The sequence below is a fragment of the Qipengyuania flava genome, from assembly GCF_019448255.1.
Classification (GTDB): Bacteria; Pseudomonadota; Alphaproteobacteria; order Sphingomonadales; family Sphingomonadaceae; genus Qipengyuania; species Qipengyuania flava_A.
This window is the reverse complement of sequence record NZ_CP080410.1, coordinates 484,896-507,835: the sequence shown is the minus strand read 5'-3', so window position 1 is coordinate 507,835 and position 22,940 is coordinate 484,896. Positions and strand designations below refer to the sequence as shown.

Annotated in this window: 24 protein-coding genes; 10 read left to right on the top strand and 14 right to left on the bottom strand. The window is 65.7% G+C overall.

Annotated features, from left to right (window positions below; all coding sequences use genetic code 11):
• Positions 1–246 precede the first annotated feature (246 nt).
• The 4 genes from secB (at position 247) to KUV82_RS02595 (ending at position 4,482) form a co-directional block, all read left to right on the top strand.
• On the top strand, positions 247–783 hold the full coding sequence (secB, locus tag KUV82_RS02610) for a protein-export chaperone SecB (protein ID WP_219955352.1): 537 nt from the start codon (positions 247–249) through the stop codon (positions 781–783).
• A 27-nt stretch (positions 784–810) separates the two neighbouring features.
• Positions 811–2,406, top strand: a complete 1,596-nt coding sequence (gene murJ, locus KUV82_RS02605) for a murein biosynthesis integral membrane protein MurJ (RefSeq protein WP_219955351.1) — start codon at positions 811–813, stop codon at positions 2,404–2,406.
• 179 nt (positions 2,407–2,585) lie between these two features.
• Complete coding sequence (trpS, locus tag KUV82_RS02600) at positions 2,586–3,602, top strand: tryptophan--tRNA ligase (RefSeq protein WP_219955350.1); 1,017 nt, start codon at positions 2,586–2,588, stop codon at positions 3,600–3,602.
• A gap of 166 nt (positions 3,603–3,768) precedes the next feature.
• Positions 3,769–4,482, top strand: a complete 714-nt coding sequence (locus tag KUV82_RS02595) for a DUF4136 domain-containing protein (RefSeq protein ID WP_219955349.1) — start codon at positions 3,769–3,771, stop codon at positions 4,480–4,482.
• Between the two features lie 73 nt (positions 4,483–4,555).
• On the opposite strand, the gene KUV82_RS02590 is transcribed toward KUV82_RS02595, so the two are convergent.
• The 3 genes from KUV82_RS02590 to KUV82_RS02580 all read right to left on the bottom strand — a co-directional run bounded on the left by KUV82_RS02590 (position 4,556) and on the right by KUV82_RS02580 (position 7,236).
• Complete coding sequence (locus KUV82_RS02590; RefSeq protein ID WP_219955348.1) at positions 4,556–4,813, bottom strand: YjhX family toxin; 258 nt, start codon at positions 4,811–4,813, stop codon at positions 4,556–4,558.
• Positions 4,814–5,003: 190 nt separating this feature from the next.
• On the bottom strand, positions 5,004–5,462 hold the full coding sequence (gene dut, locus KUV82_RS02585) for a dUTP diphosphatase (RefSeq protein ID WP_219955347.1): 459 nt from the start codon (positions 5,460–5,462) through the stop codon (positions 5,004–5,006).
• A complete protein-coding gene (locus tag KUV82_RS02580) occupies positions 5,455–7,236 on the bottom strand; it encodes a bifunctional phosphopantothenoylcysteine decarboxylase/phosphopantothenate synthase (protein ID WP_219956182.1) in 1,782 nt (593 codons plus the stop codon). Before KUV82_RS02580 ends, dut begins: the two co-directional genes overlap by 8 nt.
• A gap of 127 nt (positions 7,237–7,363) precedes the next feature.
• Here KUV82_RS02580 and KUV82_RS02575 point away from each other — a divergent pair, with 127 nt between their 5' ends.
• Positions 7,364–7,753, top strand: coding sequence for a hypothetical protein (locus tag KUV82_RS02575; RefSeq protein WP_219955346.1), 390 nt, complete (start codon positions 7,364–7,366; stop codon positions 7,751–7,753).
• Here KUV82_RS02575 and KUV82_RS02570 read toward each other — a convergent pair.
• Genes KUV82_RS02570 through KUV82_RS02555 form a run of 4 tightly spaced genes read right to left on the bottom strand, consistent with a single transcriptional unit; the run spans position 7,716 to position 12,205 of the window.
• Entirely contained in the window at positions 7,716–8,801 is a 1,086-nt protein-coding gene (locus KUV82_RS02570) for a hypothetical protein (RefSeq protein WP_219955345.1), read from the bottom strand. The genes KUV82_RS02575 and KUV82_RS02570 overlap by 38 nt on opposite strands.
• Positions 8,798–9,940, bottom strand: coding sequence for a hypothetical protein (locus KUV82_RS02565; RefSeq protein WP_258319812.1), 1,143 nt, complete (start codon positions 9,938–9,940; stop codon positions 8,798–8,800). The genes KUV82_RS02570 and KUV82_RS02565 overlap by 4 nt, the downstream gene beginning before the upstream one ends.
• On the bottom strand, positions 9,907–11,469 hold the full coding sequence (ubiB, locus tag KUV82_RS02560) for a 2-polyprenylphenol 6-hydroxylase (RefSeq protein ID WP_219955344.1): 1,563 nt from the start codon (positions 11,467–11,469) through the stop codon (positions 9,907–9,909). The genes KUV82_RS02565 and ubiB overlap by 34 nt, the downstream gene beginning before the upstream one ends.
• A gap of 4 nt (positions 11,470–11,473) precedes the next feature.
• Positions 11,474–12,205 carry a class I SAM-dependent methyltransferase gene (locus tag KUV82_RS02555; protein ID WP_219955343.1) on the bottom strand — a complete coding sequence of 244 codons (732 nt, stop codon included), beginning with the start codon at positions 12,203–12,205 and terminating at the stop codon, positions 11,474–11,476.
• A gap of 229 nt (positions 12,206–12,434) precedes the next feature.
• Here KUV82_RS02555 and mutM point away from each other — a divergent pair, with 229 nt between their 5' ends.
• On the top strand, positions 12,435–13,250 hold the full coding sequence (gene mutM / locus KUV82_RS02550) for a bifunctional DNA-formamidopyrimidine glycosylase/DNA-(apurinic or apyrimidinic site) lyase (protein ID WP_219955342.1): 816 nt from the start codon (positions 12,435–12,437) through the stop codon (positions 13,248–13,250).
• Between the two features lie 359 nt (positions 13,251–13,609).
• Here the strand turns inward: mutM and KUV82_RS02545 are convergent, their stop codons facing one another.
• Positions 13,610–14,281: a glutathione S-transferase family protein gene (locus KUV82_RS02545; RefSeq protein ID WP_219955341.1), complete on the bottom strand. Its 672-nt coding sequence runs from the start codon at positions 14,279–14,281 to the stop codon at positions 13,610–13,612.
• 92 nt (positions 14,282–14,373) lie between these two features.
• Positions 14,374–14,730, bottom strand: a complete 357-nt coding sequence (locus tag KUV82_RS02540; protein ID WP_219955340.1) for a hypothetical protein — start codon at positions 14,728–14,730, stop codon at positions 14,374–14,376.
• A 105-nt stretch (positions 14,731–14,835) separates the two neighbouring features.
• Between KUV82_RS02540 and KUV82_RS02535 the strand changes: the two genes are divergently transcribed.
• Both KUV82_RS02535 and KUV82_RS02530 read left to right on the top strand, forming a co-directional pair.
• The gene (locus KUV82_RS02535; RefSeq protein WP_219955339.1) at positions 14,836–15,210 is read left to right on the top strand and encodes a VOC family protein; all 375 of its coding nucleotides are present in this window, start codon (positions 14,836–14,838) and stop codon (positions 15,208–15,210) included.
• Positions 15,211–15,237: 27 nt separating this feature from the next.
• Positions 15,238–15,720: a prolyl-tRNA synthetase associated domain-containing protein gene (locus KUV82_RS02530; RefSeq protein WP_258319811.1), complete on the top strand. Its 483-nt coding sequence runs from the start codon at positions 15,238–15,240 to the stop codon at positions 15,718–15,720.
• Positions 15,721–15,724: 4 nt separating this feature from the next.
• Here the strand turns inward: KUV82_RS02530 and metW are convergent, their stop codons facing one another.
• Positions 15,725–16,309 (bottom strand): methionine biosynthesis protein MetW, encoded by a 585-nt coding sequence (gene metW, locus KUV82_RS02525; RefSeq protein ID WP_219955337.1) that lies wholly within the window; start codon positions 16,307–16,309, stop codon positions 15,725–15,727.
• Positions 16,306–17,394: a homoserine O-acetyltransferase MetX gene (gene metX / locus KUV82_RS02520; protein WP_258319810.1), complete on the bottom strand. Its 1,089-nt coding sequence runs from the start codon at positions 17,392–17,394 to the stop codon at positions 16,306–16,308. The genes metW and metX overlap by 4 nt, the downstream gene beginning before the upstream one ends.
• 94 nt (positions 17,395–17,488) lie before the next feature.
• On the opposite strand from metX, the gene hisC reads away from it, so the two are divergent.
• Together hisC and KUV82_RS02510 are read left to right on the top strand one after the other, a co-directional pair.
• Positions 17,489–18,589, top strand: a complete 1,101-nt coding sequence (gene hisC, locus KUV82_RS02515) for a histidinol-phosphate transaminase (protein ID WP_219955335.1) — start codon at positions 17,489–17,491, stop codon at positions 18,587–18,589.
• Entirely contained in the window at positions 18,586–19,491 is a 906-nt protein-coding gene (locus KUV82_RS02510; RefSeq protein ID WP_219955334.1) for a prephenate/arogenate dehydrogenase family protein, read from the top strand. The genes hisC and KUV82_RS02510 overlap by 4 nt, the downstream gene beginning before the upstream one ends.
• Positions 19,492–19,509: 18 nt before the next feature.
• On the opposite strand, the gene KUV82_RS02505 is transcribed toward KUV82_RS02510, so the two are convergent.
• From KUV82_RS02505 to KUV82_RS02495, 3 genes are read right to left on the bottom strand one after another with little or no spacing between them, the layout of a single operon-like run.
• A complete protein-coding gene (locus tag KUV82_RS02505; protein ID WP_219955333.1) occupies positions 19,510–20,379 on the bottom strand; it encodes a DUF1295 domain-containing protein in 870 nt (289 codons plus the stop codon).
• Positions 20,380–20,436: 57 nt separating this feature from the next.
• Entirely contained in the window at positions 20,437–21,567 is a 1,131-nt protein-coding gene (locus KUV82_RS02500; RefSeq protein ID WP_219955332.1) for an acyl-CoA dehydrogenase family protein, read from the bottom strand.
• Between the two features lie 28 nt (positions 21,568–21,595).
• On the bottom strand, positions 21,596–22,792 hold the full coding sequence (locus KUV82_RS02495) for an acyl-CoA dehydrogenase family protein (protein ID WP_219955331.1): 1,197 nt from the start codon (positions 22,790–22,792) through the stop codon (positions 21,596–21,598).
• Positions 22,793–22,940: the final 148 nt, after the last annotated feature.

Here is a 22,940-nt window from a genome sequence, read left to right as displayed (position 1 = left end):
TTGGCCAATCGGGCGCGAAACGCCCGCGGCAATCCAACATCTGTCCTGCCCTAGATAGGGAAGAATTACAAACCGACAATGTTCCTGCGATGAACAATCTCTGCTTGCGCGGCAGGGCGTGGAGGTATGGGGCGAGCGCATTGCTACGCGCGCCTGAGAGTGCTAGGCGCGCGCTCCGATGGCCCGGCCAAGCAGCGCGCTTGCGATCCGGGCACCCGAAATCGGATAATTGGAAAGCGACTAGACATGGCCGACGAAGGCGACGTTCTCACCAACCTCAACCCGGATCCCGCAGCCGGCGCAAACGGCGCCGACACCCAGCCCAGCGCCGGCGTGATCTCGCAGTACATCAAGGACATGTCGGTCGAGAACCCGAACGCTCCGCAGTGTTACCAGTGGAACGAACAGCCGCAGCTTGACGTGCAGTTCAACATCGGCGCCGACAAGATCGCCGACGACGTTCACGAAGTCTCGCTGAAGGTCACCTGCACCGCCAAGACGAGCCAAGGCAATCTTTACCTCGTCGACCTCGAGTATTGCGGCCTGATGGGCATGCGCAACCTGCCCGACGATGCAGCGCACGCCTTCCTCTTTGCAGAAGCACCGCGCATGCTGTTCCCCTTCGCCCGCCGCGTCGTTGCCGACGCCACGCGCGATCTGGGCTTCCCGCCGCTGATGCTCGACCCGGTCGACTTCGGCTCGCTTTACCAGCAGCAGCTGGCCGCACGGGCCGCCGAACAGCAGCAGGGCGCGGGTGCGACCCCGCCGGCTGGCGACGCCTGAGCGCCTGAGCGCCGGGGGCTCTAGCGTATGAGCCTGCTGAGGCACGTCGGGACCATCGGCGGGCTGACCATGGTCAGCCGCGTCGCCGGGATGGCGCGCGAGATGATCTTCTCGCGCGTCCTCGGCGCCAATGCCGTCACCGACGCCTGGTTCCAGGCCTTCATCATTCCCAACGTCTTCCGCCGCCTGTTCGCGGAAGGCGCGTTTTCGGCCGCCTTCGTGCCGATGTTCTCCAAGCGCCTGCATGGCGAAGGCGGCCTCGACGACGCGCGCAGCTTTTCCGACGATGTGCTGAGCGTGTTCCTGCCGGTCCTCATCGCGCTGTGCGGGGTGATGATGCTGGCCATGCCGGGCGTCATCTGGGTCCTGGCCGAGAAACCGGTCGACCCTGCCCAGTTCGACATGGCCGTGACCTTCGCGCGGATCATGTTCCCCTACATCGTGCTGGTCAGCCTGGTGACGCTGTTCACCGGCATGCTGAATTCCGTAAGCCGCTTTGCGCCCGGAGCCAGCTTCCCGATCATCCTGAACCTCGTGCTGATCGCCGCCCTGCTGACCGGGGAATACCTCATCGCAACCGCCGGTCTCACCATAGAACAGGTCGCCTACGGGGTGGCCTGGGCGGTCACCGGGGGCGGCGTTCTCCAGCTAGCCTGGCTCTATTACTGGAGCCGGGTCGAAGGCTTCCGCCCGCGGCTCCTGTGGCCGCGCATCACGCCCGAGGTGAAACGCCTCTCGATCATCGCCCTGCCCGCAGCAATCGGCGGCGGCGCCTACCAGATCAACACGCTCGTCCAGCTCTACTTCCTCAACCAGCTGGACGCCGGCGCGGTGAGCTACATGAATTACGCCGACCGGCTGAACCAGCTCCCGCTCGGCATCATCGGCATTGCCCTATCGACCGCGATCCTGCCGACGCTGTCCAAGTTCGTAGGGGGGAACAACAAGGAAGGGGCCGACCGCATCCAGTCCGACGCGATCGAGCTCTCGATGCTGCTGACGATCCCGGCCGCGGTTGCACTTGCGGTGTGCGCGGAGCCTTTCGTCACTATGATCTTCCAGGGCGGACGCTTCACGCTCGCCGATGCAGCGATTGCCGGCAACGTGCTCGCCGCGCTGGTGATGGGGTTGCCGGCCTATGTGCTGGTGAAGGTGCTGGTGCCCAATTTCTACGCCCGTGCCGACACTCGTACACCGGTGGTCGCGGCGTTCATTTCGCTCGGCGTGTTCATAACCGTCAGCGCTTCCGTCCTGACTACGCTGGGCCTGATCGGCGTCGCCTATGCAAGCGTGATCGGCGCGTGGATCAACGTTGCCTTCCTGCTGGTCGTGCTGGCTAAGCGCGGGCACTACCGCATTCCGGGCGTTCTGCTGCTGCGGATCGCGCGCCAGGTTCTCGCCGCCGCGGCCATGGGCGCCGCCCTGTTTTACACCCGCGACCTACTGAGCGGCTGGTACTCGGCCGGACTGTTCGAACGGCTGGGCGCGCTGCTCGCCTTGGTGGCTGCCGCCGCCGTGGTCTATTTCGGCATTGCCTTTGCTGTCGGCGCGATCGACCGACAGCGCGTCGCGGCACTGACCCGGCGCGGCGCGGCCGAAAAGCCCGACGATCTTGCCAGCTGAAGCGCCTGTGCTAAGGCCGCACACAATGACTGACACCCGCCTCTCGATCCGTTCAGCCCCGGCGCGCTTCCTGCTGCGTGGGCGGGCGGCCTGGCGATGGCTTGGACGCTCCTGACCAGAGATTTCCAATCCGGCTAGCCAACCGGCCAGTCCCATCCAGTCTACAAGTGAGTATTCCCATGAGAGTCGTTTCGGGCATCCAGCCCACCGGAAAGCCGCACCTCGGCAACTACCTTGGCGCGATCGTCAACTATGTGAAGCTGCAGGACGAAGCGCACGCATCGGGCGGTCAGTGCTTCATCTTCCTCGCCGATTTGCACGCCATCTCGCAGCCGCATGACCCGGCCGAACTGTCGCAGAACACGCGCGAGATGGTCGCAACTCTGGTCGCCTGCGGCGTCGATCCTGCCAAGACCGTGCTGTTCAACCAGGCGCAGGTCCCCGCCCATGCCGAGCTGCAATGGCTGCTGAACGGCACGGCGCGCATGGGCTGGCTCAACCGCATGACCCAGTGGAAGGACAAGGCCGGCAAGAACCGCGAAGGCCAGTCGGTCGCGCTGTTCACCTATCCCGTGCTGCAGGCTGCGGACGTGCTGCTGTACCAGGCCACCCACGTGCCGGTGGGCGAAGACCAGAAGCAGCACCTGGAGCTTGCCCGCGACATCGCGCAGAAGTTCAACAACGACTTCTGCCCGGACGATGCGCCGCTCTTCACCCTGCCCGAGCCTTACATTCCGCCCGCCGCCGCGCGCATCATGAGCCTGCGCGACGGCACCGCGAAGATGAGCAAGTCGGACCCTTCGGAAATGAGCCGCATCAGCCTCACCGACGATGCCGATACGATCATGAAGAAGGTGAAGAAGGCCAAGACCGATCCCGAACCCCTGCCGAGCGAGGCCAAGGGTCTCGAGGACCGTCCCGAGGCACTCAACCTCGTGACGATCTATTCGGCGCTTTCGGGCCGCGGTGTCGACGAGATCCTGGGCGATTTCGGCGGGCAGGGCTTCGGTGCGTTCAAGCCGGCGCTGGGCGAGGTGCTGGTGGAATCGCTCGCTCCGATCTCGGCCCGATTTACCGAGCTTCTGGCTGATGGAGAGGCGCTCGACGCGATCCTCGCCCGCGGCGCGGCGCAGGCACGCGAAGCGGGAAGCGACACGCTGAACGCGACCTACAAGGCGCTCGGCCTCGTCCGCTAAGCCCTTTGAATGGTTACAACAAATGTGAATCCGGACATTCAATCCGGGTTCATGCCCGCTCGTCTAATGCCCACGACACTTGCCGCCTGTCTGTCCCTCCGAAGCAATGGACTGCGCAATCGGGGCGAACCGTGATAGGCAAGGACAGAACAACGAAGGACAGAGCATGACCAACCGGGCAAAGGGTTGGGGGCGCACCGTAAAGCTCGCCGCCGCACCTATCTTCCTTGCAGGCCTTTCCGCCTGCGCCACGCCGTTCCAGGCCGATGTTTCGCGCTTCCAGGCGCAGCTTCCCGCGCCGCAGGGCGAAAGCTATTTCGTCGTCGCCGACGACCCGGCCCTCGCCGGCGGTCTCGAGTTTTCGCAATACGCCGACCTCGTGGAAGCCGAGATGGCGCGCCTGGGCTACGCGCAGGCGACCAGCGCGGAGGCCGCCTCGCTGCTGGTGCGTTTCGACTACGGCGTCGACAAGGGCCGTGAGAAACTTCGCACGACGGGCTTCTCCGACCCCTTCTACGAGCCCTGGTATGGCTATCCCTACCGCTCGCGCTGGGGCTACCGCTCGCGCCTGCGCCCCTTCCGCCCGCATTACGTCGGCAGCCGCTGGGGCTATGGCTTCTACGACCCCTGGTTCGGCGGCCCCGAAGTGCGCAGCACCACCGTCTACACCAGCGGCATCGACCTGAAGATCGACCGCGCCGCGACCGGCGAGCGCCTGTTCGAAGGCAAGGCGCAGGCGATGTCGACCTCGAACCGCCTGCAGTACCTCGTCCCGAACCTGGTCGAAGCGATGTTCACCGACTTCCCCGGCAATTCGGGCGAAACGCTGCGCATCTCGATCGCACCGGAAAAGACCACGGTCCGGCGGGTCGAACGCTAGGGGCGTCACCCGGACGGGAGAACAAGTAAGGGCGGCCGCTGGATCGGGTCGCCCTTTTTGTCTTGGCTATGCGCTAGCGGTTGTCGAGCTGAGCCCGGACCGCCGCCAGCCCTTCGCGGGTGATGCGATAGGGCCGCCCGCCCCGGCTGCGGATCAGCCGGCGTTTGCGAAGCCGATCGAACACAGGGAGCGTGCAATCGGCAAGGCGGAAGCCTTCGCGGTTGAAGCAATCGACCACTTCGACGCGGCCGTTTTGGTTGCGGAGGAATTCAATCCGTCCGCCTTGTGCGAGCGCGTGCAACACGCGCTGCTCGTATTTCGAGATGTTCACTGTCTGGAATGTCCATACGCTGGCATGGGGTGCGGCGCAGCAATCCTTGCTGCACGGCGCGCACGTCAGCCCTTCCCGCATGAAATGCGGGCCGGGCGGCTCAGCGGATGACAATCTCGAACATAAATTCCTAAGGTTCGCGGATGCGATACCGGCTGGCTAGCGCCCCACGTGCGCCAGCGTCAAGCGGTCAGAGCTTGGAGTGCCCGCCAGTCGAGCCGAAGCCGCCTTCGCCGCGTGCGGTGTCGTCGAGTTCCTCGACCTCTTCCCAAGCGGCCTGCGTCACAGGCGCGAGGACCAGCTGCGCGACCCGATCGCCGCGCTGGATCGCAAAGTCGTCGGCGCCGTGGTTGATCAGGATCACCTTCAGCTCGCCGCGATAATCGCTGTCGATCGTGCCCGGCGTGTTGGGCACGGTAATGCCGTGCTTCAAGGCAAGGCCGGAGCGCGGGCGCACCTGGATCTCGAACCCGTGGGGGATCGCCACCGCAAGCCCCGTGGCCACCGCGTGGCGCTGGCCGGGCTTGATCGTGACGTTTTCCGCCGCAAGCACGTCCATCCCCGCCGCGCCGGTGGTGGCATAGGCAGGCAGGTCGAGACCGTGTCCGTGCGGCAAGCGTTTCAGCCGCACGCCAACCGTATCAGTCATGCTCGTCTTCTACCGGAGTGAGGGCCTCGGCCGCGCGGCGAACGAGTTCGCGCGCCACGTCTTCCTTGGGCATTTCGGGAAGGCTTTCGACACCGTTTGCAGAGACGATGTGCACCTGGTTGAGATCGCCGCCCATTACGCTCTCGCCGACCGAGCCGGCCACATTGTTGGCGATGATCCAGTCCGCGCCCTTGCGCTTGCGCTTGGTCTTGGCGTTCTCGACCACGTTCTCCGTCTCGGCAGCGAAGCCGATCAAGAGCGTCGGGCGCTTGCGACCGGCAGCCGTGCTGGCGAGGATATCGGGGTTCTCGGCAAGGAGCAGCGCCGGCGGGGCAGAGCCGCGCTTCTTCATCTTCTCGCCGGCGACATGCTTGCTCTTCCAGTCGGCGACGGCGGCCACCATGAAGGCGACGTCCACGGGCAGCGCGCGGCGCACTTCCTCGGCCATGTCGTCGGCGGTCTCGACATCGATGCGGTCGACACCCACCGGCGTCGGCAGGTGCACCGGGCCCGCAATCAGCGTCACGCGCGCGCCGGCGGCTGCGGCCATGGCGGCAATGGCAAAGCCCTGCTTCCCGCTCGACCGGTTGGCGATGTAGCGGACCGGATCGATCGGCTCGCGCGTCGGGCCGGCGGTGATCAGCACGTGCTTGCCGTAAAGCGGGCGGTGCTCCGGGTCGGGATCGAACGAGGCCTGGCCGGCCAGCGGGCTGTCCTCGAAGGCGACCGGCTGCGGCAGCAGCTCTTCGGTCTCGACCTCGTCGGGGATCGGCTGCGGCATGGCGCGCTTGTCCTGCTTCGCCACCTCGTGATTGATCGCTTCCGGATCGGTCGGCGGAGCCGCTGAGGCCTTGCCCTTTGTCGCCAGCACTGGGCCGGCACTCGCATCGTCTTCCGGCCCATCGAGCAGGTCTTCCGCGCCGAGCATATCGGGCTCGTCCAGCTCTTCGAATTCCTCGAGTTCGGCTTCGATCTCGTCGTGGCTGCGCTTCTCGGTCGAGCGCGGGATGATCATCGACAGCAGGCCGCCAAGCCCGCCGCCGCTCTTCTCGAGCTCCTCGCCGTCTTCCGGTTCAAGCGCTTCGTGAAGGTCGCCTTCGGCCTCTTCCGCAGCAGGTTCGGGCGCGGCGAGCTGGGCCTGCTTGAGCGTCACGAGCTCGGGCACCTCGATATCGAGATCGAGTTCATCGGCGATGCGCGCGAGGATCGCGGGCGGTTCGGGCATCCGGCCGGGGCCGAATTCGCCGCAGGCCATCGGGCCTTCGTCCGGGTCCATCACAGCGACGCCGGCCTGGCGCAGCCAGTCGGCGTTGCGCTGGGTGGCGGGGTTTTCCCACATCTTCACGTTCATCGCCGGAACGGTCAGAACGGGCTTGTCGGTGGCGAGGATGAGCGTGGTTGCAAGGTCGTCGGCAATCCCCGCGGTCATCTTGGCCAGCAGGTCGGCCGTCGCCGGGCACACGACCACAAGGTCGGCCTCGCGGCTGAGCTGGATATGCCCCATCTCGACCTCGTCCTTGAGATCGAACAGCGAGGTATAGACCTTGTTCTCACTGAGCGCGGCAAGCGCCATGGGGGTGACGAACTGCTGCCCGCCTTCGGTCAGCACGCAGGTGACAGAGCCGCCCGCCTTGCGGATCAGGCGGACGAGCTCGCACGACTTGTAGGCCGCGATGCCGCCGCCGATGACGAGCAGGATCTTCGGGCCGCTCACGCCGCCGCGCCCGGAATTTGCGTTGTCTCCGCGCGGTTCAACGCGGATCGGCGAATGCATACCCATAAAACCATCGATGCGCTTGCTAGCGCCCCCCGTGCATCATTGCCAGCGTCCAGCACTGGAGTTTTCCGCGATTCGCCCTAACGTCACATGGTGAAGAAAGGGGAAACGGGGGACTTTTGCCATGCATGTGATTCTGAGCGCCATCCTGCTTGCGCTGGCCATACTCGACATTGTCATCGGGACGGGGTTCCTGATCGACCCGGTCAATTCGGGGGCCGATTTCGGCCTGACGATCGCCTCGACCCACGGGGAATCGACGCTGCGCGGGGACATGACCGCGTTTTTCTGGGTGACCGGGATTTCGATGATCTGGGGCGCATGGAAGCGTCGAGGCGACGTGATGCTCCCGGCACTCGGCCTGTTCGGCATCGCCTTCCTCGGGCGGTTCATCAATGTGGTGGCGCAAGGCCCCTACGATGGCTGGCTGGTGCCCATGGGCGTGGAAGGCCTCCACTGCATCGTGATCATCATCGCTATGCGGGCGTGGGGCTGGCCGAAGGCGAGCGCCTGATCGCGCCAACAAGGTCGGCCAGCGCGCGCGGGACGAAGGCGAGGCCGACGCCGTAGGCGGGGATGAACAGCCCCATCCAGTAGAAGTTCTCCTGCCGCGCAAACAGCGCGACGGCGGCGATGAAGCCTGCGAACCACAGCGTCGCAAAGGCGCCTAGCCGCCCTCCGGCCGCGCACCAGCCGAGGAGCGGCAGCACGCCGAGCGGGGCAGCCAGCCACACCGGCAGCGCCTGCAGCAGGGTGGTTACATGGATGCCGAAGAGCGCGAGCGAGGGGCCGAGCATCCCGCTCCACCCCGGCGACACGAGATCACTAGCCTCGCGGACACCGGCAACCCCGCCAGCATGAAGCGCCAGGCCCACGCCGAGCAGCACCAGCGCGCCGACAATCGCGCCGAGCTTGCCTTTCTCGCCAGCGAGCAGCGCAACGGCACCCCATGCAAGCAGGAACGGCAGCGCCAGTTCGCGCAATGCGATGGCCAGGACGGCAAGAACCAGCGCGCCGATCCACGCGCTGCCCGCGGACATCGCGAGCGCGGCCGACAGCATCAGTCCGGCCAGGATCTCGTGGCTAAAGGCAATGTCGGGAATGAAGGCGACCATGCCGAAAAGCGCGGCGAGCGCGGCCCCGCCCAGCTGTACGCCGCGCCCCTCGCTGCGCAGGGCAGCAAACCAGGCGAGGATGTTCGCAGCCCACAGCAGCAGCGCTATCGTGCGCCAGCCATCGGCGCCCCAGAGCGCCGTCCCCCAGGCCAGCACCGGTGTTCGCACGGTGACGAAGGGACTGGTCGGCATGGCAAAGTCGCGGTGTTCGGCGGCCGCTGCCTCGTAATAGCCTTCGCCCTGCGCAAGGCGCGCGTTGATTTCGCGGTAGAGGTCCATGTCGACCCGTTCGCCGCGTTCGAGGCGCTGCTCGATATCCGCCTCATGCGCGGTGTCGCGCGCCTCGAGGGCAAAGCCGTTCCACAGGCAGGCGAGCAAAGTCGCCGCCAGCAGGGCCAGCGCTGCCCAGCGCGGCAGGCGGGCGAGCGGGCGCTCGGGAAGGGTCACGAATTGCCCCGCGCCGAGGTGATCAGCGAGCGAAGCGCCATGGGCAGGAAGGCCAGTCCCATGAACATCGCCGGCGCGACGACCGCACCCCAGTAGAAGTTGTTCGCCCGGCCCGCGATCATGAAGGCGAGGCCGTAGCCAAGGTAGAGCAGCGTGCCGGTGGTCCCCGCGCTCGATTTCCAGCCGGCCCAGCCCAGCACCATCAGCACGACCAGCGGCCCGGCGATTTCATGCGGGAGGAAGCGCAGGTTGGAGCTCAGCACGATATTGCCGAGCCACCCCGCCAGCCCGCGCAGCACCAGCCAGTCGGGGCTTTCCGGATCGCTCGGCAGGGTCTGCGGCGTCACCAGCGACAGGTGCCAGGCGAGCGCGGCGAAGAAGGCGAGTACCAGAGCGCCCCAGGCCGCCGCCTCCTTCCAGTCGCGGCGCCAGGCGGCCATTGCGCCCATCAGCAGCACGAAAGGCAGAGCGTGTTCGCGAATGGCGACGGCCAGCGCTGCGACCGCCAGCGACCAGCCCCAGCGCCCCGGCCTGTGCAGGCCGAAAGCGAGCGCGATCAGCATCCCGGCCCACAGCTCGTGCAGCACGAAATAGTAGCGGTTGAGGCCGAGCGAGGCGCCCATGAACATCAGCGCTGCGCCGATCCTCTGCATGCGCTTGCCGCCCGGTTCTTCGCCCAGCCGGCGCCACCAGGCCCATACGGTCGCGCCCATCAGCACAACCGCCAGCGGGATCATCAGCCCCTCGCCCAGCCAGGCGTAGATATGCGCGAGTGTGGGCAGGCGCACGGCGAGGCCGGGGCGCACGGGGTAATCGCTGGCGCGCTGCTCCTCGACCACGAAATCGTAATAGTTCTCGCCGCCCTTAAGCCGTTCGATAATCCGGTCGTAAAGCGCGAGGTCATCGTCGCGCGGGGGTTCGGCGTCTTCGGCGAGTGTCTCCTGCGTGATCGACGGGACCTCCGCCGGTTCGCCGTCCATGCTCGCGGTGAGCGGGGTGAGCGCTGCGAGCACCAGCAGCGCTGCGACGGCAGCAAGCAGGATGCGCGCGGGCCAGGCGCCCCAATGGGCGAAGCGGTCCCAGGCGGGCGCCGCCTTGGCGTCCGTCAGCCGATCAACCCTTGCGCTATCGCTATCCATGCTGCGAGACCCCCTGCACCTGCCGCGAGGGCATAGCCCAGCCAGCCGCGCGAGCGCGCCGTCTCACGGCGCTTTTCCCACATCAATTCGATGTCCGGCAGCGGCGGCGGTTCGGGTGCGCCGCCCTTGGCCGGGAAGCGGTCCTCGATCCGGCGGACGAGGTCCGGGATGCGCAGCAGCGTCTCCGTGTCCTCGCGGATGCGGTCGGCAATGGCGGCTTCCGGGCCCAGCTCGTCGCGGATCCAGCTGCGCACATAGGGCGCACTGGTGTCCCACATGTTGATCTTGGGATTGAGCTGCGTGGCGATGCCTTCGACCATCACCATGGTTTTCTGCAGCAGAAGCAGGTGCGGCTGAGTCTGCATGTCGAAATCGCGCGTGATGGCGAAGAGCCCATCGAGCATCTGGCCGACCGAAAGCTCGCTCACCGGCTTGCCGCGCATCGGCTCGCCCACGGCGCGCAGCGCGGTCGCGAACTCGTTCACGTCGTGATAGCTCGGCACATATTGCGCCTCGAAATGGATTTCGGCGACGCGTTTGTAGTTGCCCGTCGTCAGCCCGTAGAGGATTTCCGCCAGCCACATGCGCGCGCGCCGGTCGATGCGGCCCATGATACCGAAATCGATCGCGGCGATGGTCCCGTCCGCTTTCACGAACAGATTCCCCTGGTGCATGTCGGCGTGGAAGAAGCCCGCCGCGATGGCCTGCTTGAGGAAGGCGAGGACGAGGCGGCTCGCCAGCTCTTCGGTATCGTGGCCAGCGGCGCGGATGGCCTCTGTGTTGCTGATCTTGATCCCGTCGATCCAGTCGACGGTCATCACCCGGCCATTGGTGCGGTCCCAGTCGATGCCGGGGACTTCATAGCCTTCCGTGCCGATCATGTGCTCGGCCAGTTCCGAGGCGCTGGCCGCCTCGCGCCGGAGATCGAGCTCCCGATTGGTCCAGCGCTTGAAATTGGCGATGACCAGCCGCGGGCGCAGGCGCGCGGCTTCCCCGCCCATCGCCTCGACATGGGCGGCGGCCCATTCGTAGGTGTCGATGTCCTTGGCGAACTGTTCGCGCACGCCGGGACGCAGAACCTTGACGGCCACCTTCTTGCCTTCGGTCGTTACCGCACGGTGGACCTGCGCGATCGACGCCGCGCCGACCGGTTCGGCATCGAATTCCGAATAGAGATTCTCGAGCGGCTGCTCGAAGCTCGCCTCGATTGCGGTCCTGATCTGGTCGAAACCGACCGGCGGCAAATCATCCTGCAGCTTGAGCAGGTTGCGCGCCGCATCCTCGCCCACAAGGTCGGGCCGCGTCGCCAGCGTCTGGCCGAGCTTGATCGCGGCGGGACCGATCTCGCGAAATGCGCCGGCGTAGTCGGGCTCCTTCGGCTGGATCGTGCCGAAACGGGCGATGCGCGCCAGCCGCTTGACCGGCGGCGGCGTGTTCGGGTCGCGCTCGATGCCCCGCAAAGCGCCGTGCCTTGCGAGCGTGCGCCCCCACTTCAGGAGGCGGAAGATATGCGTCGAAGGACGAGCCAAGTCCCTAAACCTTCCACCCCGAATGGATGTTCACCGCGCCGCCGAGGATCGATTCGACACGCGTGTTCACGAAGCCCGCATCGCGGATCATCGCTTCGAACACGGGCGGCTTGGGGAAGCGGCGGATGGACTCGGCAAGGTAGCGATAGCTGTCCTCGTCGTTGGCGATCGCCTTGCCGATCTGCGGCATGACCTTGTGCGAATAGAGGTCGTAGATTTCCTTGAAGCCGGGCCAGTCGGTCTGGCTGAATTCCATGCAATAGAAGCGCCCGCCGAACTTCAGCACGCGGTGCGCCTCGCGAAGGGCCTTGTCGATGAAGGTCACGTTCCGGATGCCGAAAACGATGGTGTAGGCATCGAAAGTGCGGCTGGAGAAGGTCAGCTCCTCGGCGTTCTGACGAGACCATACCAACCCGTCGATCCCGCGATCCATCGCGCGTTCGATGCCGACGTCGAGCATGTCCTGGTTGATGTCGGAGACGGTAACGCTCGCGCCGCGTGTCGCCATGCGGAAGGCGATGTCGCCCGTGCCGCCGGCCATGTCGAGGATCTGCTCGCCGGGCTGCGGCTTCACTCGGCTGACGAAGCGGTTCTTCCACAAGCGATGCATGCCGCCCGACATGGCATCGTTCATGATGTCGTATTTGGCGGCAACGCTCGAAAAGACTTCGCCCACGCGGCCGGTCTTTTCCGATGCGTCGATGTCTTCGTAGCCGAAGGAAACGGTGTCGTTCATGGGCAAGGGCCTTAGGGGGAATTGAGCCAAGCGCAAAGGGTGTTAGAGGGAGTCCTTGTTACGTGCGGGCCGGACATCCGTCCGTCCCTTCGGCACCAGCCCTCACCCCCACCCGGCCACCCACGGAATTATACTGATGGGTGGCCGGGTGGGGGTGAGGGCTGGCGCGGCATCCGGCGATCTGCCATTTTCTCCTGCGACACCCCGCCACTCGCCGGAAAATCAGGAATTGCCCGAGTTACCCGAAGTCGAAACCACCGTCCGCGGCCTCGCGCGCTTTCTTGAGGGCGAGCGCATCGTCTCGGTGCGCGTGAACCGACCGGATATGCGCCGTCCCTTTCCACCCGACCTGGTGCAGGCGCTGACCGGTGCGACCGTTTCGGGCCTGTCGCGCAGGGCGAAATACGGGCTGATCCATACCGACCGCGACCACGCGATGGTTTTCCACCTCGGCATGAGCGGGCGGTGGCGGATCGATCCGGAGGAGGCGGACAAGCACGACCATCTCGTGATCGAGACCGCGCGCAACGTCTTTGCGCTGAACGATCCGCGGCGCTTCGGATCGGTCGACCTGCTGCTCGCGCCCGAACTGGACCTGTGGCCGCCCTTCGCCGCGCTGGGACCGGAGCCGCTGGGCGAGGCGCTGACGGCGGAGCATTTGCGCGCAGCCACGAGGGGCCGCAAGCAGGCTATCAAGCTGCTGCTACTGGACCAGCGGATCGTGGCGGGCCTCGGCAATATCTATGTCTGCGAGGCGCTGTGGCATTCAGGGATTCACCCGCGAAAGGCCGGCGGCAAGGTGACCATGCCGCAGCTCCGCCGCCTCGTCCCCGCGATCAAGGATGTACTGGAGCGCTCCATCCGCGACGGCGGCAGCACCCTGCGCGATTTCGCCCAGCCCGACGGCGAGCTGGGCTATTTCGCCACCCGCTTCCACGTCTACGGCCGCGAGGGCGAGCCCTGCCACCACGAGGACGGCGGCACGATCCGCCGCATCGTGCAGGGCGGGCGCAGCACGTGGTTCTGCCCGGTTTGTCAAAGGTGATGCCGTATCAAGGCTAAAATGCGCTTCGGAAGCAAGACGTTTGGAAGATCAAGCGGTCTCATCTATTGAGGTGAAATGACCTCGCACTTCGAAATCGTATTTTCAGTAACGATGAACATGCTTGTGTTCGGTGGGCTCATCTACGGCCTATTGGCCCGATCAAAAGGCAAACGCTTGGCTGCCCGCCTCGCGATCTCGATACCGCTGACGGCAAATATCGCTCTACTTACTTTCAAAGCACAATTTTCTTTGGACGAAAGGGTGCTCGGCGTGGCCACGACCTTGGCGCTTGGGGCCCTACTCTACGCACTTGCTAAGCGAAGAGGGCTGTTCTCCCCATCGCCTCCGCAAACTGACCATTAAAGGTCGAGCGAAGCGTATTCTCGCGGCGGGGGCAGGCCTTCCATCTTCTCGCTCAGCAGCGGGCGGAAGCTGGGGCGGCTCTTGACGACCATGTACCAGTCGCGCGCCTGTTCGTGGCCTTTCCAGTCCACCGCGCCCAAGTAATCGACCACCGAGAGATGCGCCGCGCAGGTCAGGTCGGCGAGGCTCAGCTGCGGCCCCGCGAGCCATTGGCGCGTGTCGACCAGCCAGTCGATATAGTCGAGGTGGCCATGCAGCATCCGGCTCATCTGGCGCAGCACCTGTCCGTCGGGCGACTGGCGCAGAACCAGACGCTTCTTCATCTTCTCGTAGAGCGCGGGCTCGGTCACATCGGCGTAGAAATTGTCGTCGAACAGCGCCACCAGCCGGCGGATTTCGGCGCGCTGCAAAGCCGATCCGTTGATCATCGGATTGCGCTCGACCGTCTCTTCGAGAAACTCGCAGATCGCCTGGCTGTCCGACAGCGCGACCTTGCGCCCCGCATCGTGCAGCACCGGGGTGCGCCCGGCCGGGTTCAGTTGCCAGAAGCCGTCGCGCCCTTCCCACGGGTACTCGCGCACCAGTTCGTAGGCGATGTTCTTCTCGCCCATCAGCAGGCGCAGCTTGCGGCTGAAAGGGCACAGGGGAAATTGGTATAGCTGCCACATGGGACCTGCGGCCTTGCCACAAGCCGGGGCGCCGCGTCCACCAGCGCGGGTGGGCAAGGCGCTAATTTAGCGGTGGAACATTTGCGCGGGGATCAAAGCCCGGCAGCGTCCAGCATCATGAGGCAGGCGGGCATGACCTCGCCAAGGCGCTGCGGCGCTGCGGCGAACTCGGCGCTCTCGCGTTCGACCAGCCCCATGATCGTGGTTCGGTCGATATCGAGGTCATCCATCAGCTGCGCGGCGGTGCGCACGAAGAATTCCTGTCCGCGCTCGGCCATCACGGGATAGGCCGCCATCGCCGGATCGCCGCCCAGCTGGCCGCGATGGACCAGCCCGAAAGCGACCGAACACCTGAGCGCGCTGCCCTGCTCGAGGTTGAGCTCGGGGAGCGCCTGCGCGGCGGGTGCCTGGGTGAGGACAAGGGCGAGCGGGGCAAGAAGCGAAAGCATGGCAGCGCTTCTAGGCCCGGCAAGCTGAACCGCAAGCGACAAGCCGCTTGTAAGCGCCGCCCCCGCCCTTAAGGTGGCGAATCGAAACCCAAAGGAGAGAGTTTCATGTACAGTCACATGATGGTCGGTTCGAACGACATCGACCGGTCCAAGACCTTCTACGACGCCACCTTCAAGGCCATGGGCGGCCGCGAAGGCATCAAGGACGACAAGGGCCGCCTGATGTACCTCCACAATGGCGGCGCATTCCTTGTCACCCCGCCGATCGACGGCAAGCCCGCCACGGCCGGCAACGGCTGCACCATCGGCTTTGCCATGACCCCCGAACAGGCCGATGCCTGGCACGCCGCGGGCGTGGAAGCCGGCGGAACCGCGATCGAAGACCCGCCGGGCGAGCGTCCGGGCTCGGGCATGTACCTCGCCTACCTACGCGATCCCGACGGCAACAAGCTTTGCGCGCTGCATCGCATCGGATCGTAAGGCTTGCTGAATAGGGGCGAAAAGGGATTGCTGGCCGACCTCGGCGCGCTGGCAATCCCTTTCGCTTCGCATGAACACGCAGCGGTCTTCACGGTCGAGGAAAGCCGGAAAATCGACGCCGAGATCCCCGGCGCGCACACCAAGAACCTGTTCCTGAAAGATGCAGGCGGCGCCTACTGGCTGGTGACCGTGCCCGCAGAGGCGCGCGTCGACCTGAAGGCGCTGCCCGCCGCAATCGGGTGTAAGCGGGTGAGTTTCGGCAAGCCCGACGCGATGGAAAGCCTGCTCGGCATTACACCAGGCTCGGTCACGCCGCTTGCGATGATCAACGCGGAGCCTGGGAGCGTCACGGTCGTTCTCGATGCGGGCCTCGCGTCAGCAGATCGCATCAACGTCCACCCCTTGCGCAACACCGGCACGCTGGGCCTCGCGGGCGCGGATGTTCTCGCGCTGCTGCGCCACTGGGGTCATGACCCCGTGGTCGCGGCAATCCCCGTAAAAGAAACCTGAGGCTTCAGCGCGCCAGTTCGAACACCGCGAATTCCGCGCGGGCGTTGGCACCGGCGCGCGACACCGGCTTCTCGCCTGCAAAATACCAGTCGCGGACGATCTTCGCGCCCTTGGCCTCGGCCAGTTCGCGGAAATCCTTGATCGTCACGTGGTGGATGTTCTGTGTCTCGTACCAGCTCACCGGAATGCTGCGCGTCACCGGCATGCGCCCGCCGAACATCAGCGCGGCGCGCGTGCGCCAGTGGGCGAAATTGGGGAAGGAGACGAAGGCCCGCGTGCCGACGCGCAGCAGCTCGTCGAGCATGCGATCGGGCCGTTCGGCGGTCTGGAGCGTCTGGCTGAGGATGGTGTAGTCGAAGCCCTTGTCGGGATAGTCGCCGAGATCGCGGTCGGCATCGCCCTGCACCACAGAAAGGCCTTGCGATACGCAGCGCTCGACGCAGTCGCCGTCGATCTCGATCCCGCGTACGTCGCAGTCCTTCTCGCGCAGCGCCATCATCAGTGCGCCGTCGCCGCAGCCAATGTCGAGCACGCGGCTCGAGGGCGCGACATGGCTGGCGATTACCTGAAGATCGGGGCGCAGGGTCACCCGAGGAATCCCCCGATCACGCGGTCGAGCGCAGGCACATCGAGCAGGAAGCTGTCATGGCCATGCGGGGCGGACAGTTCGACGAAGCTCACCGGTGCGCCTGCTGCGTTGAGCGCGTGGACTACGTGGCGGCTTTCGCTGGTCGGGTAGAGCCAGTCGGAATCGAAGCTGACGAGGCAGAAGCGCGCGGTGGTGCCCGCAAAGGCATCGGCGAGCCTGCCGCCATGCTCCTCGGCAAGGTCGAAATAGTCCATCGCGCGGGTGATGTAGAGGTAGCTGTTTGCATCGAAGCGCTGGGTGAAGCCGCTGCCCTGGTAGCGCAAATAGCTCTCCACCTGGAAATCGGCATCGAAGCCGAAGCTCTTGGCCTCGCGGTCCTGCAAATTGCGCCCGAATTTCTCGGTCAGCGCTTCTTCGGAGAGGTAGGTGATATGCGCCGCCATGCGCGCCACGGCGAGCCCGTTGTCGGGCGTTTCGCTGCCGTAATAGTCGCCCTTGTGCCAGCGCGGATCGGCCATGATCGCCTGCCGACCAAGTTCGTGAAACGCGATGTTCTGCGCCGAGTGACGGCTGGTCGAGGCGATCACCAACACGCGCTCCGCTCGCTCCGGCCAGTTGGCTGCAAGGCTGAGCGCCTGCATCCCACCCATCGATCCGCCGACCACGGCGTGCAGCGTTTCGATTCCCAGCGCATCGAGCAGGCCGACATGCGCGCGGACCATGTCGCGGATGGTGATGACGGGGAAACGCATTGCGTAGGGGCTGCCGTCCGAAGACTCGCTCGCCGGGCCGGTCGAGCCCATGCAGCTGCCGATCACATTGGCGCAGATGACGAAGAAGCGGTCCGTATCGATGGGCTTGCCCGGCCCCACCATGCGCTCCCACCAGCCCGGCTTGCCGGTAATCGGGTGGGGCGAGGCGACATATTGGTCGCCGGTCAGCGCGTGGCACAGCAGGATCGCGTTCGAACGGTCCTCATTAAGCTCGCCATAGGTCTCGTATGCGACCTCGACGCGCGCCAGCTCGCCGCCGCCGTCGAGCGGCAGCGGGGCGGGTAGTGTCAGCGTTTGCGAGCGAGCGTTCAAATCGGACCTTGGGGTGAAACAATCAAACCCTGTCTCTATCCGCTCACCCACGGCTTGTCGAAGGGCCGTATTTCTTTCATGCGACGAAGCTGAAATGGCAGACAAACCCGAAATGAAGCCCTGGATCGAGGGCATCCACGCCTACGTTCCCGGAAAGTCCACGGCCAAGGACGGCCGCGCGCTGGTCAAGCTCTCGGCAAACGAGAACCCGCTCGGCTGCAGCCCGGCCGCGCTCGGCGGGCTGGCGCAGGGCCATGCCCCTGCCGCCTACCCCGACCCCGACGCGAACGCCCTGCGCGCAGCGATCGCGCGACTCCACGGCGTCGACCCGGCGCGGATCGTATGCGGGACGGGTTCGGACGAACTGCTCAACCTGGCCGCTCAAGGGTTCGCCGGGCCGGGCGACGAGGTGCTTTTCAGCCGCTTCAGTTTTGCCGTCTACGACATTGCCGCCCGCCGCTGCGGGGCGACGCCGGTGGAGGCGCCGGACGACGATTACGCCACCGATGTCGATGCCCTGCTGGCGGCGGTGACCGAGAAAACGCGTGTCGTTTTCCTCGCCAATCCGAACAATCCGACCGGCACCTATCTGCCGCGCACGGAAGTCGAGCGGCTGCATGCGGGGCTTCCCGCCGACGTGCTGCTGGTGGTCGATCAGGCCTATGCCGAATACCTCGAACCCGAAGAGGGCGACGGCGGACTCGACCTTGCCGCGCGGCACCAGAACGTGCTGGTCACACGGACCTTCTCCAAGATCTATGGCCTGGCGGGAGAGCGCATCGGTTGGGCAACCGGCGCGCCGCACCTCGTCGATGTGCTCAACCGCATACGCGGGCCGTTCAACGTAACTGCGAGCGGACAGCGTGCCGCGCTCGCCGCGCTCGCAGACCACGCCTTCCTTTCCCGCTCGCGCGAGGCCAACCGGATCGAGCGGGCGCGCTTTGCCGAGGCCATCGCGGCGCTCGGCAACCATGGCCTGCGCGCCGTGCCGAGCAAGGCGAACTTCCTGCTGGTCCTCTTCGAAGGCGCGGTGAAGGCTGAAGCAGCGCTCGAAGCAATCGGCGAGGCGGGATACGCCGTGCGCCACCTGCCGGGACAAGGCCTGCCCCATGCGCTGCGCATCACGATCGGGACGGGCAAGCAGATGGACGAGATTGCCGCAGTTCTGCGCGACCTGTGCGGGGAAGCGGCGTGACGATTTCCCGCGTCGCGATCATCGGCCTGGGCCTCATAGGGGGTTCGATCGGGTTGGCGGTGCGCGAGAACCTACCGGATGTCGCGACAACCGGCTGGGACGCCGATGCCGATGTGCGGGCGCGCGCAACCGAGCGCGGCCTTGTAGGCACGGTCTGCGATACCGTCGCGGATGCCGTCGCCGAGGCCGACCTCGTCATCCTCTGCGTCCCGGTCGGCGCGATGGGCTATGCGGCACAGGCAATCGCCCCGCACATTCGCCCTGGCACCATTGTCAGCGATGTCGGCTCCTCCAAGCGCAGTGTCGGCGATGCGCTGCGCGCCGCCCTGCCCGAGGCCGTGGTCATCCCCGCCCACCCGGTGGCGGGTACCGAGAAGAGCGGGCCGGACGCTGGATTTCCCGAACTCTTCCGCCACCGCTGGTGCATTGTCACCCCGCCCGCAGGCGCGCCGCAGGACGCAGTCGATGCGGTCTCGGACTTCTGGGAAGGGCTCGGCGCCAAGGTCGAGATCATGGAACCCGACCACCACGACCTCGTGCTCGCGGTAACCAGTCATATCCCCCACCTCATCGCCTACACCATAGTCGGCACGGCGAGCGACCTTGAGGATGTGACTCGCGGCGAGGTGATCAAGTATTCGGCCGGCGGCTTCCGCGATTTCACGCGCATTGCGGCCAGCAACCCCACCATGTGGCGCGACGTCTTCCTGTCGAACCGCGACGCCGTGCTCGAAGTTCTTGGCCGCTTCACCGAAGACCTGAGCCTGCTCCAGCGCGCGATCCGCAACGGCGACGGCGACACGCTGTTCGACCTGTTCGAGCGCACGCGCGCGATCCGTCGCTCGATCATCGAGGAAGGGCAGGACGATGCGCGCCCGGACTTCGGGCGCAAGGATCACTGATCGGGGCGGGCGCCGGGCCTAGCCCTTGGGCGGGCGCGGGATGAGCACGGGCGTGTTCTTGCGATAGGCCTGATAGGCCGGATCATCGCCCCAGCGCGACTTGGCAATGCCATCGAGCAGGTTGATCCCGCTCACCTTGGTCAGCAGCAGCGTGACAAAGATGGGCGAGAAGATCGCGAGATAGGACCAGCCCGACAGCAGCGGGAAGGCAATCACCAGGATGCCGAGCCACAGCGTGATCTCCCCGAAGTAGTTGGGATGCTGCGACCAGGCCCACAGGCCCGTGTTGATGAACTTGCCTTCGTTGGCCGGGTCGGCCTTGAACGCGCTCTTCTGGTTGTCGGCGACGACTTCGAAGGTGAAGCCAAGGACCCACAGCGCTGCACCGAGCCAGAAGGCCAGGCCGAGCGGCTGCGTTTCGGTAGCGGTAATCGCGACCAGCGCGGCCGAGGCGGTGAAGATGACCCACAGCGCCTGCAGCGTCCAGGCGACGAGGAATCGCGCGGGATCGGTCTTGATTTTGGCAAAGCGCTGGTCGGTCCCGCCTGCTGCGTGGATCCGCCGGTAGAGGAAGCTGCCGAGGCGGATGGTCCAGATGCCGACCATTACGGCCACAACCATTGCGCGCGTGTCGAGAGGCCAGGCGGCCAGGCTCGCGGTCACGAGGACCGACAGGTAGGTCACCGCGCCGATGGTGTCGTAGAGCCGGTCGGTCTGGGCTGCGGCCGAAGGGATGAAGGCAATCCAGTTCACCGCCAGCGCTACCAGCGCGCAGACGAAGACAGCGGAATAGCCTGCAAGCGACACGCTGTTGCTGCCCGCCAGCCAGGCAAAGCCCAGCCCGAGCGCCGATACGATTGCCACCGTCAGCAGGTTGCGCGCTGCCATTGTCTCTCTCCCCCGAATGTGTCCGGCCAGCCCCCCGACCGGCCGGGACGCGTCCTCTTACGCCAGCTTCACGTGGCGCTTCAGATGATGGTCTACATCGCCGAACTCGGATTCGAAAATCGTCAGGCGCTTGAAGTAGTGGCCGATGGCGTATTCGTCGGTCACGCCGTTGCCGCCGTGGATCTGGATCGCTTCCTGGCCGATCAGGCGGGCCGACTGGCCCACGCCGACCTTGGCGGCCGAAGCCGCACGCTTGCGCTCCTTCTCCGACGCGCCGAGGCGCAGCGTGGCGAGATAGGTCAGCGACAGGGCCGTCTCATAGGCCGTGTACATGTCGACCATGCGGTGCTGCAGCACCTGGAACGATGCGATCGGAACGCCGAACTGCTTGCGCTGCTTGGCGTATTCGAGCGTCATCGCATGGGCGACCTTCATCGCGCCGCAGGCTTCGGCGCACTGCGCGGCAATCGCTTCGTCGGTGACCTGCTCGATCAGCGGCAGGGCGCCGCCTTCTTCGCCGATCAGCGCATCGCCCGGGATCGAGGCGTTCTCGAAATAGACTTCCGACGCGCGGCGGCCATCGACCGTGACATAGTCGCGGGTGACGACGCCGGCGGTCGCCTTATCGACCACGAAGACCGACACGCCTTCGCGGTCGCGGCGCGATCCGCCGGTGCGCGCAGTGACGACAAGGTGGCTCGCCCAGGGCGCGCCAATCACGACGGCCTTGTGCCCGTTGAGGACATAGCCATCGCCGTCCTTCTTGGCGGTGGTTTCGAGGTCCGCGTAGTCATAGCGACCGCGCGGTTCGGCATAGGCAAAGGCAAAGACGCGGCTGCCATCGACGATCCCGCCAATGTGCTCTTCCTTCTGCGCCGCCGTGCCGGCGTGCTTCAGGAAGCCGCCTGCGCAGACGACGGTGGGAACGAAAGGCTCGACCACCAGGCCCTTGCCGAACTCTTCCATGACGACCATCGCGTCGACCGCGCCGCCGCCAAAGCCGCCGTCCTCTTCGCTAAAGGGCATGCCAAGGATGCCGAGTTCGGCCAGCTGCGACCAGATTTCAGGCCGCCAACCGGCATCGCTTTCGATCGCCGCGCGGCGCGTTTCCCAGTCGTACTGTTCGCGCACCAGGCGCGAGAGGCCGTCGCGCACCATTTCCTGTTCTTCGGTGAAGTTGAAGTCCACGTGTTCTCTCCGGATCTGGTCTTGCGGCTCAGAGGCCGAGGATCATCTTGGTGATGATGTTGCGCTGGATTTCGTTCGACCCGCCATAGATCGAGGTCTTGCGCATGTTGAAATAGGTCGCCGCGGCGTGATGGGCGTAGTCCGGGCCAATCGGGTGCTCGTTCGAGCCCGGGTCCTGGATGCTGCCGTAATAGGGCGCCGAATAGGTGCCGACCGCTTCCATCGTCAGTTCGGTGAGGCGCTGCTGGATTTCGGTGCCCTTGATCTTGAGGATCGAGCTTTCCGGCCCCGGGCCCTTGCCCGCCTGTTCGCCGGCCAGCGTGCGCAGCTCGGTGATTTCGAGCGCAGCCAGGTCGATTTCGAGCTGGCTCACCTTGCGGGCGAAATCGAAGTCGTCGATCAGCGGTTCGCCATCGAGGCTTTCGTTCGCCGCGATCTCGCGCAGTTTCTCCACGCCGCGCTTGGAGCGGGCGACGCCGGCGATGCCGCTGCGTTCATGGGCGAGCAGGAACTTGGCGTAGGTCCAGCCCTTGTTTTCCTGCCCGACGAGATTTTCGACCGGCACGCGCACGTCGGTAAGCCAGGTCTCGTTGACCTCGTAGCCGCCGTCGAGAAGCTTGATCGGTTTCACTTCGACGCCGGGCGTCTTCATGTCGACGAGGATGAAGCTGATGCCTTCCTGCGGCTTGGCTGCATCGGGATCGGTGCGGCACAGGAAGAAGCCCCAGTCGGCGTATTGCGCCAGCGTGGTCCAGGTCTTCTGGCCGTTGATCACATAATGATCGCCATCGCGCACCGCAGTGGTCTTGAGCGAGGCGAGGTCCGAACCGGCGCCCGGTTCCGAATAGCCCTGACACCACCAGACTTCGCCGCTGCGGATGCCGGGCAGGTGCTGCGCCTTCTGCTCTTCGCTGCCGAAGGTGTAGATCACCGGTCCGACCATCGAGACGCCAAAGGGCAGCGGCATGAGCGCGTTCACACGGGCGTTTTCTTCCGACCAGATGTAGCGCTGGGTCGGGGTCCAGCCGGTGCCGCCATACTCGGTCGGCCAGGCCGGTACCGACCAGCCTTTTTCGCCGAGGATCTTGTGCCAAGCGACGAAATCCTCGCGCGAAAGATCTTCGCGCATGCCGGTGTCACCGAGGTGCTTGGGATACTTCTCGGCGATGAACGCGCGGACTTCTTCACGGAAGGCCTGCTCTTCGGGCGTGAACTCGAGATTCATGGGCTTGGGCTCCAGCTTAAGTCGTGATTCGAAACCTTTGTGTCATGTCACAGCGCGGACTTAAAGGCGATTCCGCGCAAATTCGAAGATGCGGTTTGCACAATCCTAGTCGCCTGGGAAAGCCCCAGTTCCGCTTGCGCAAGCGCCA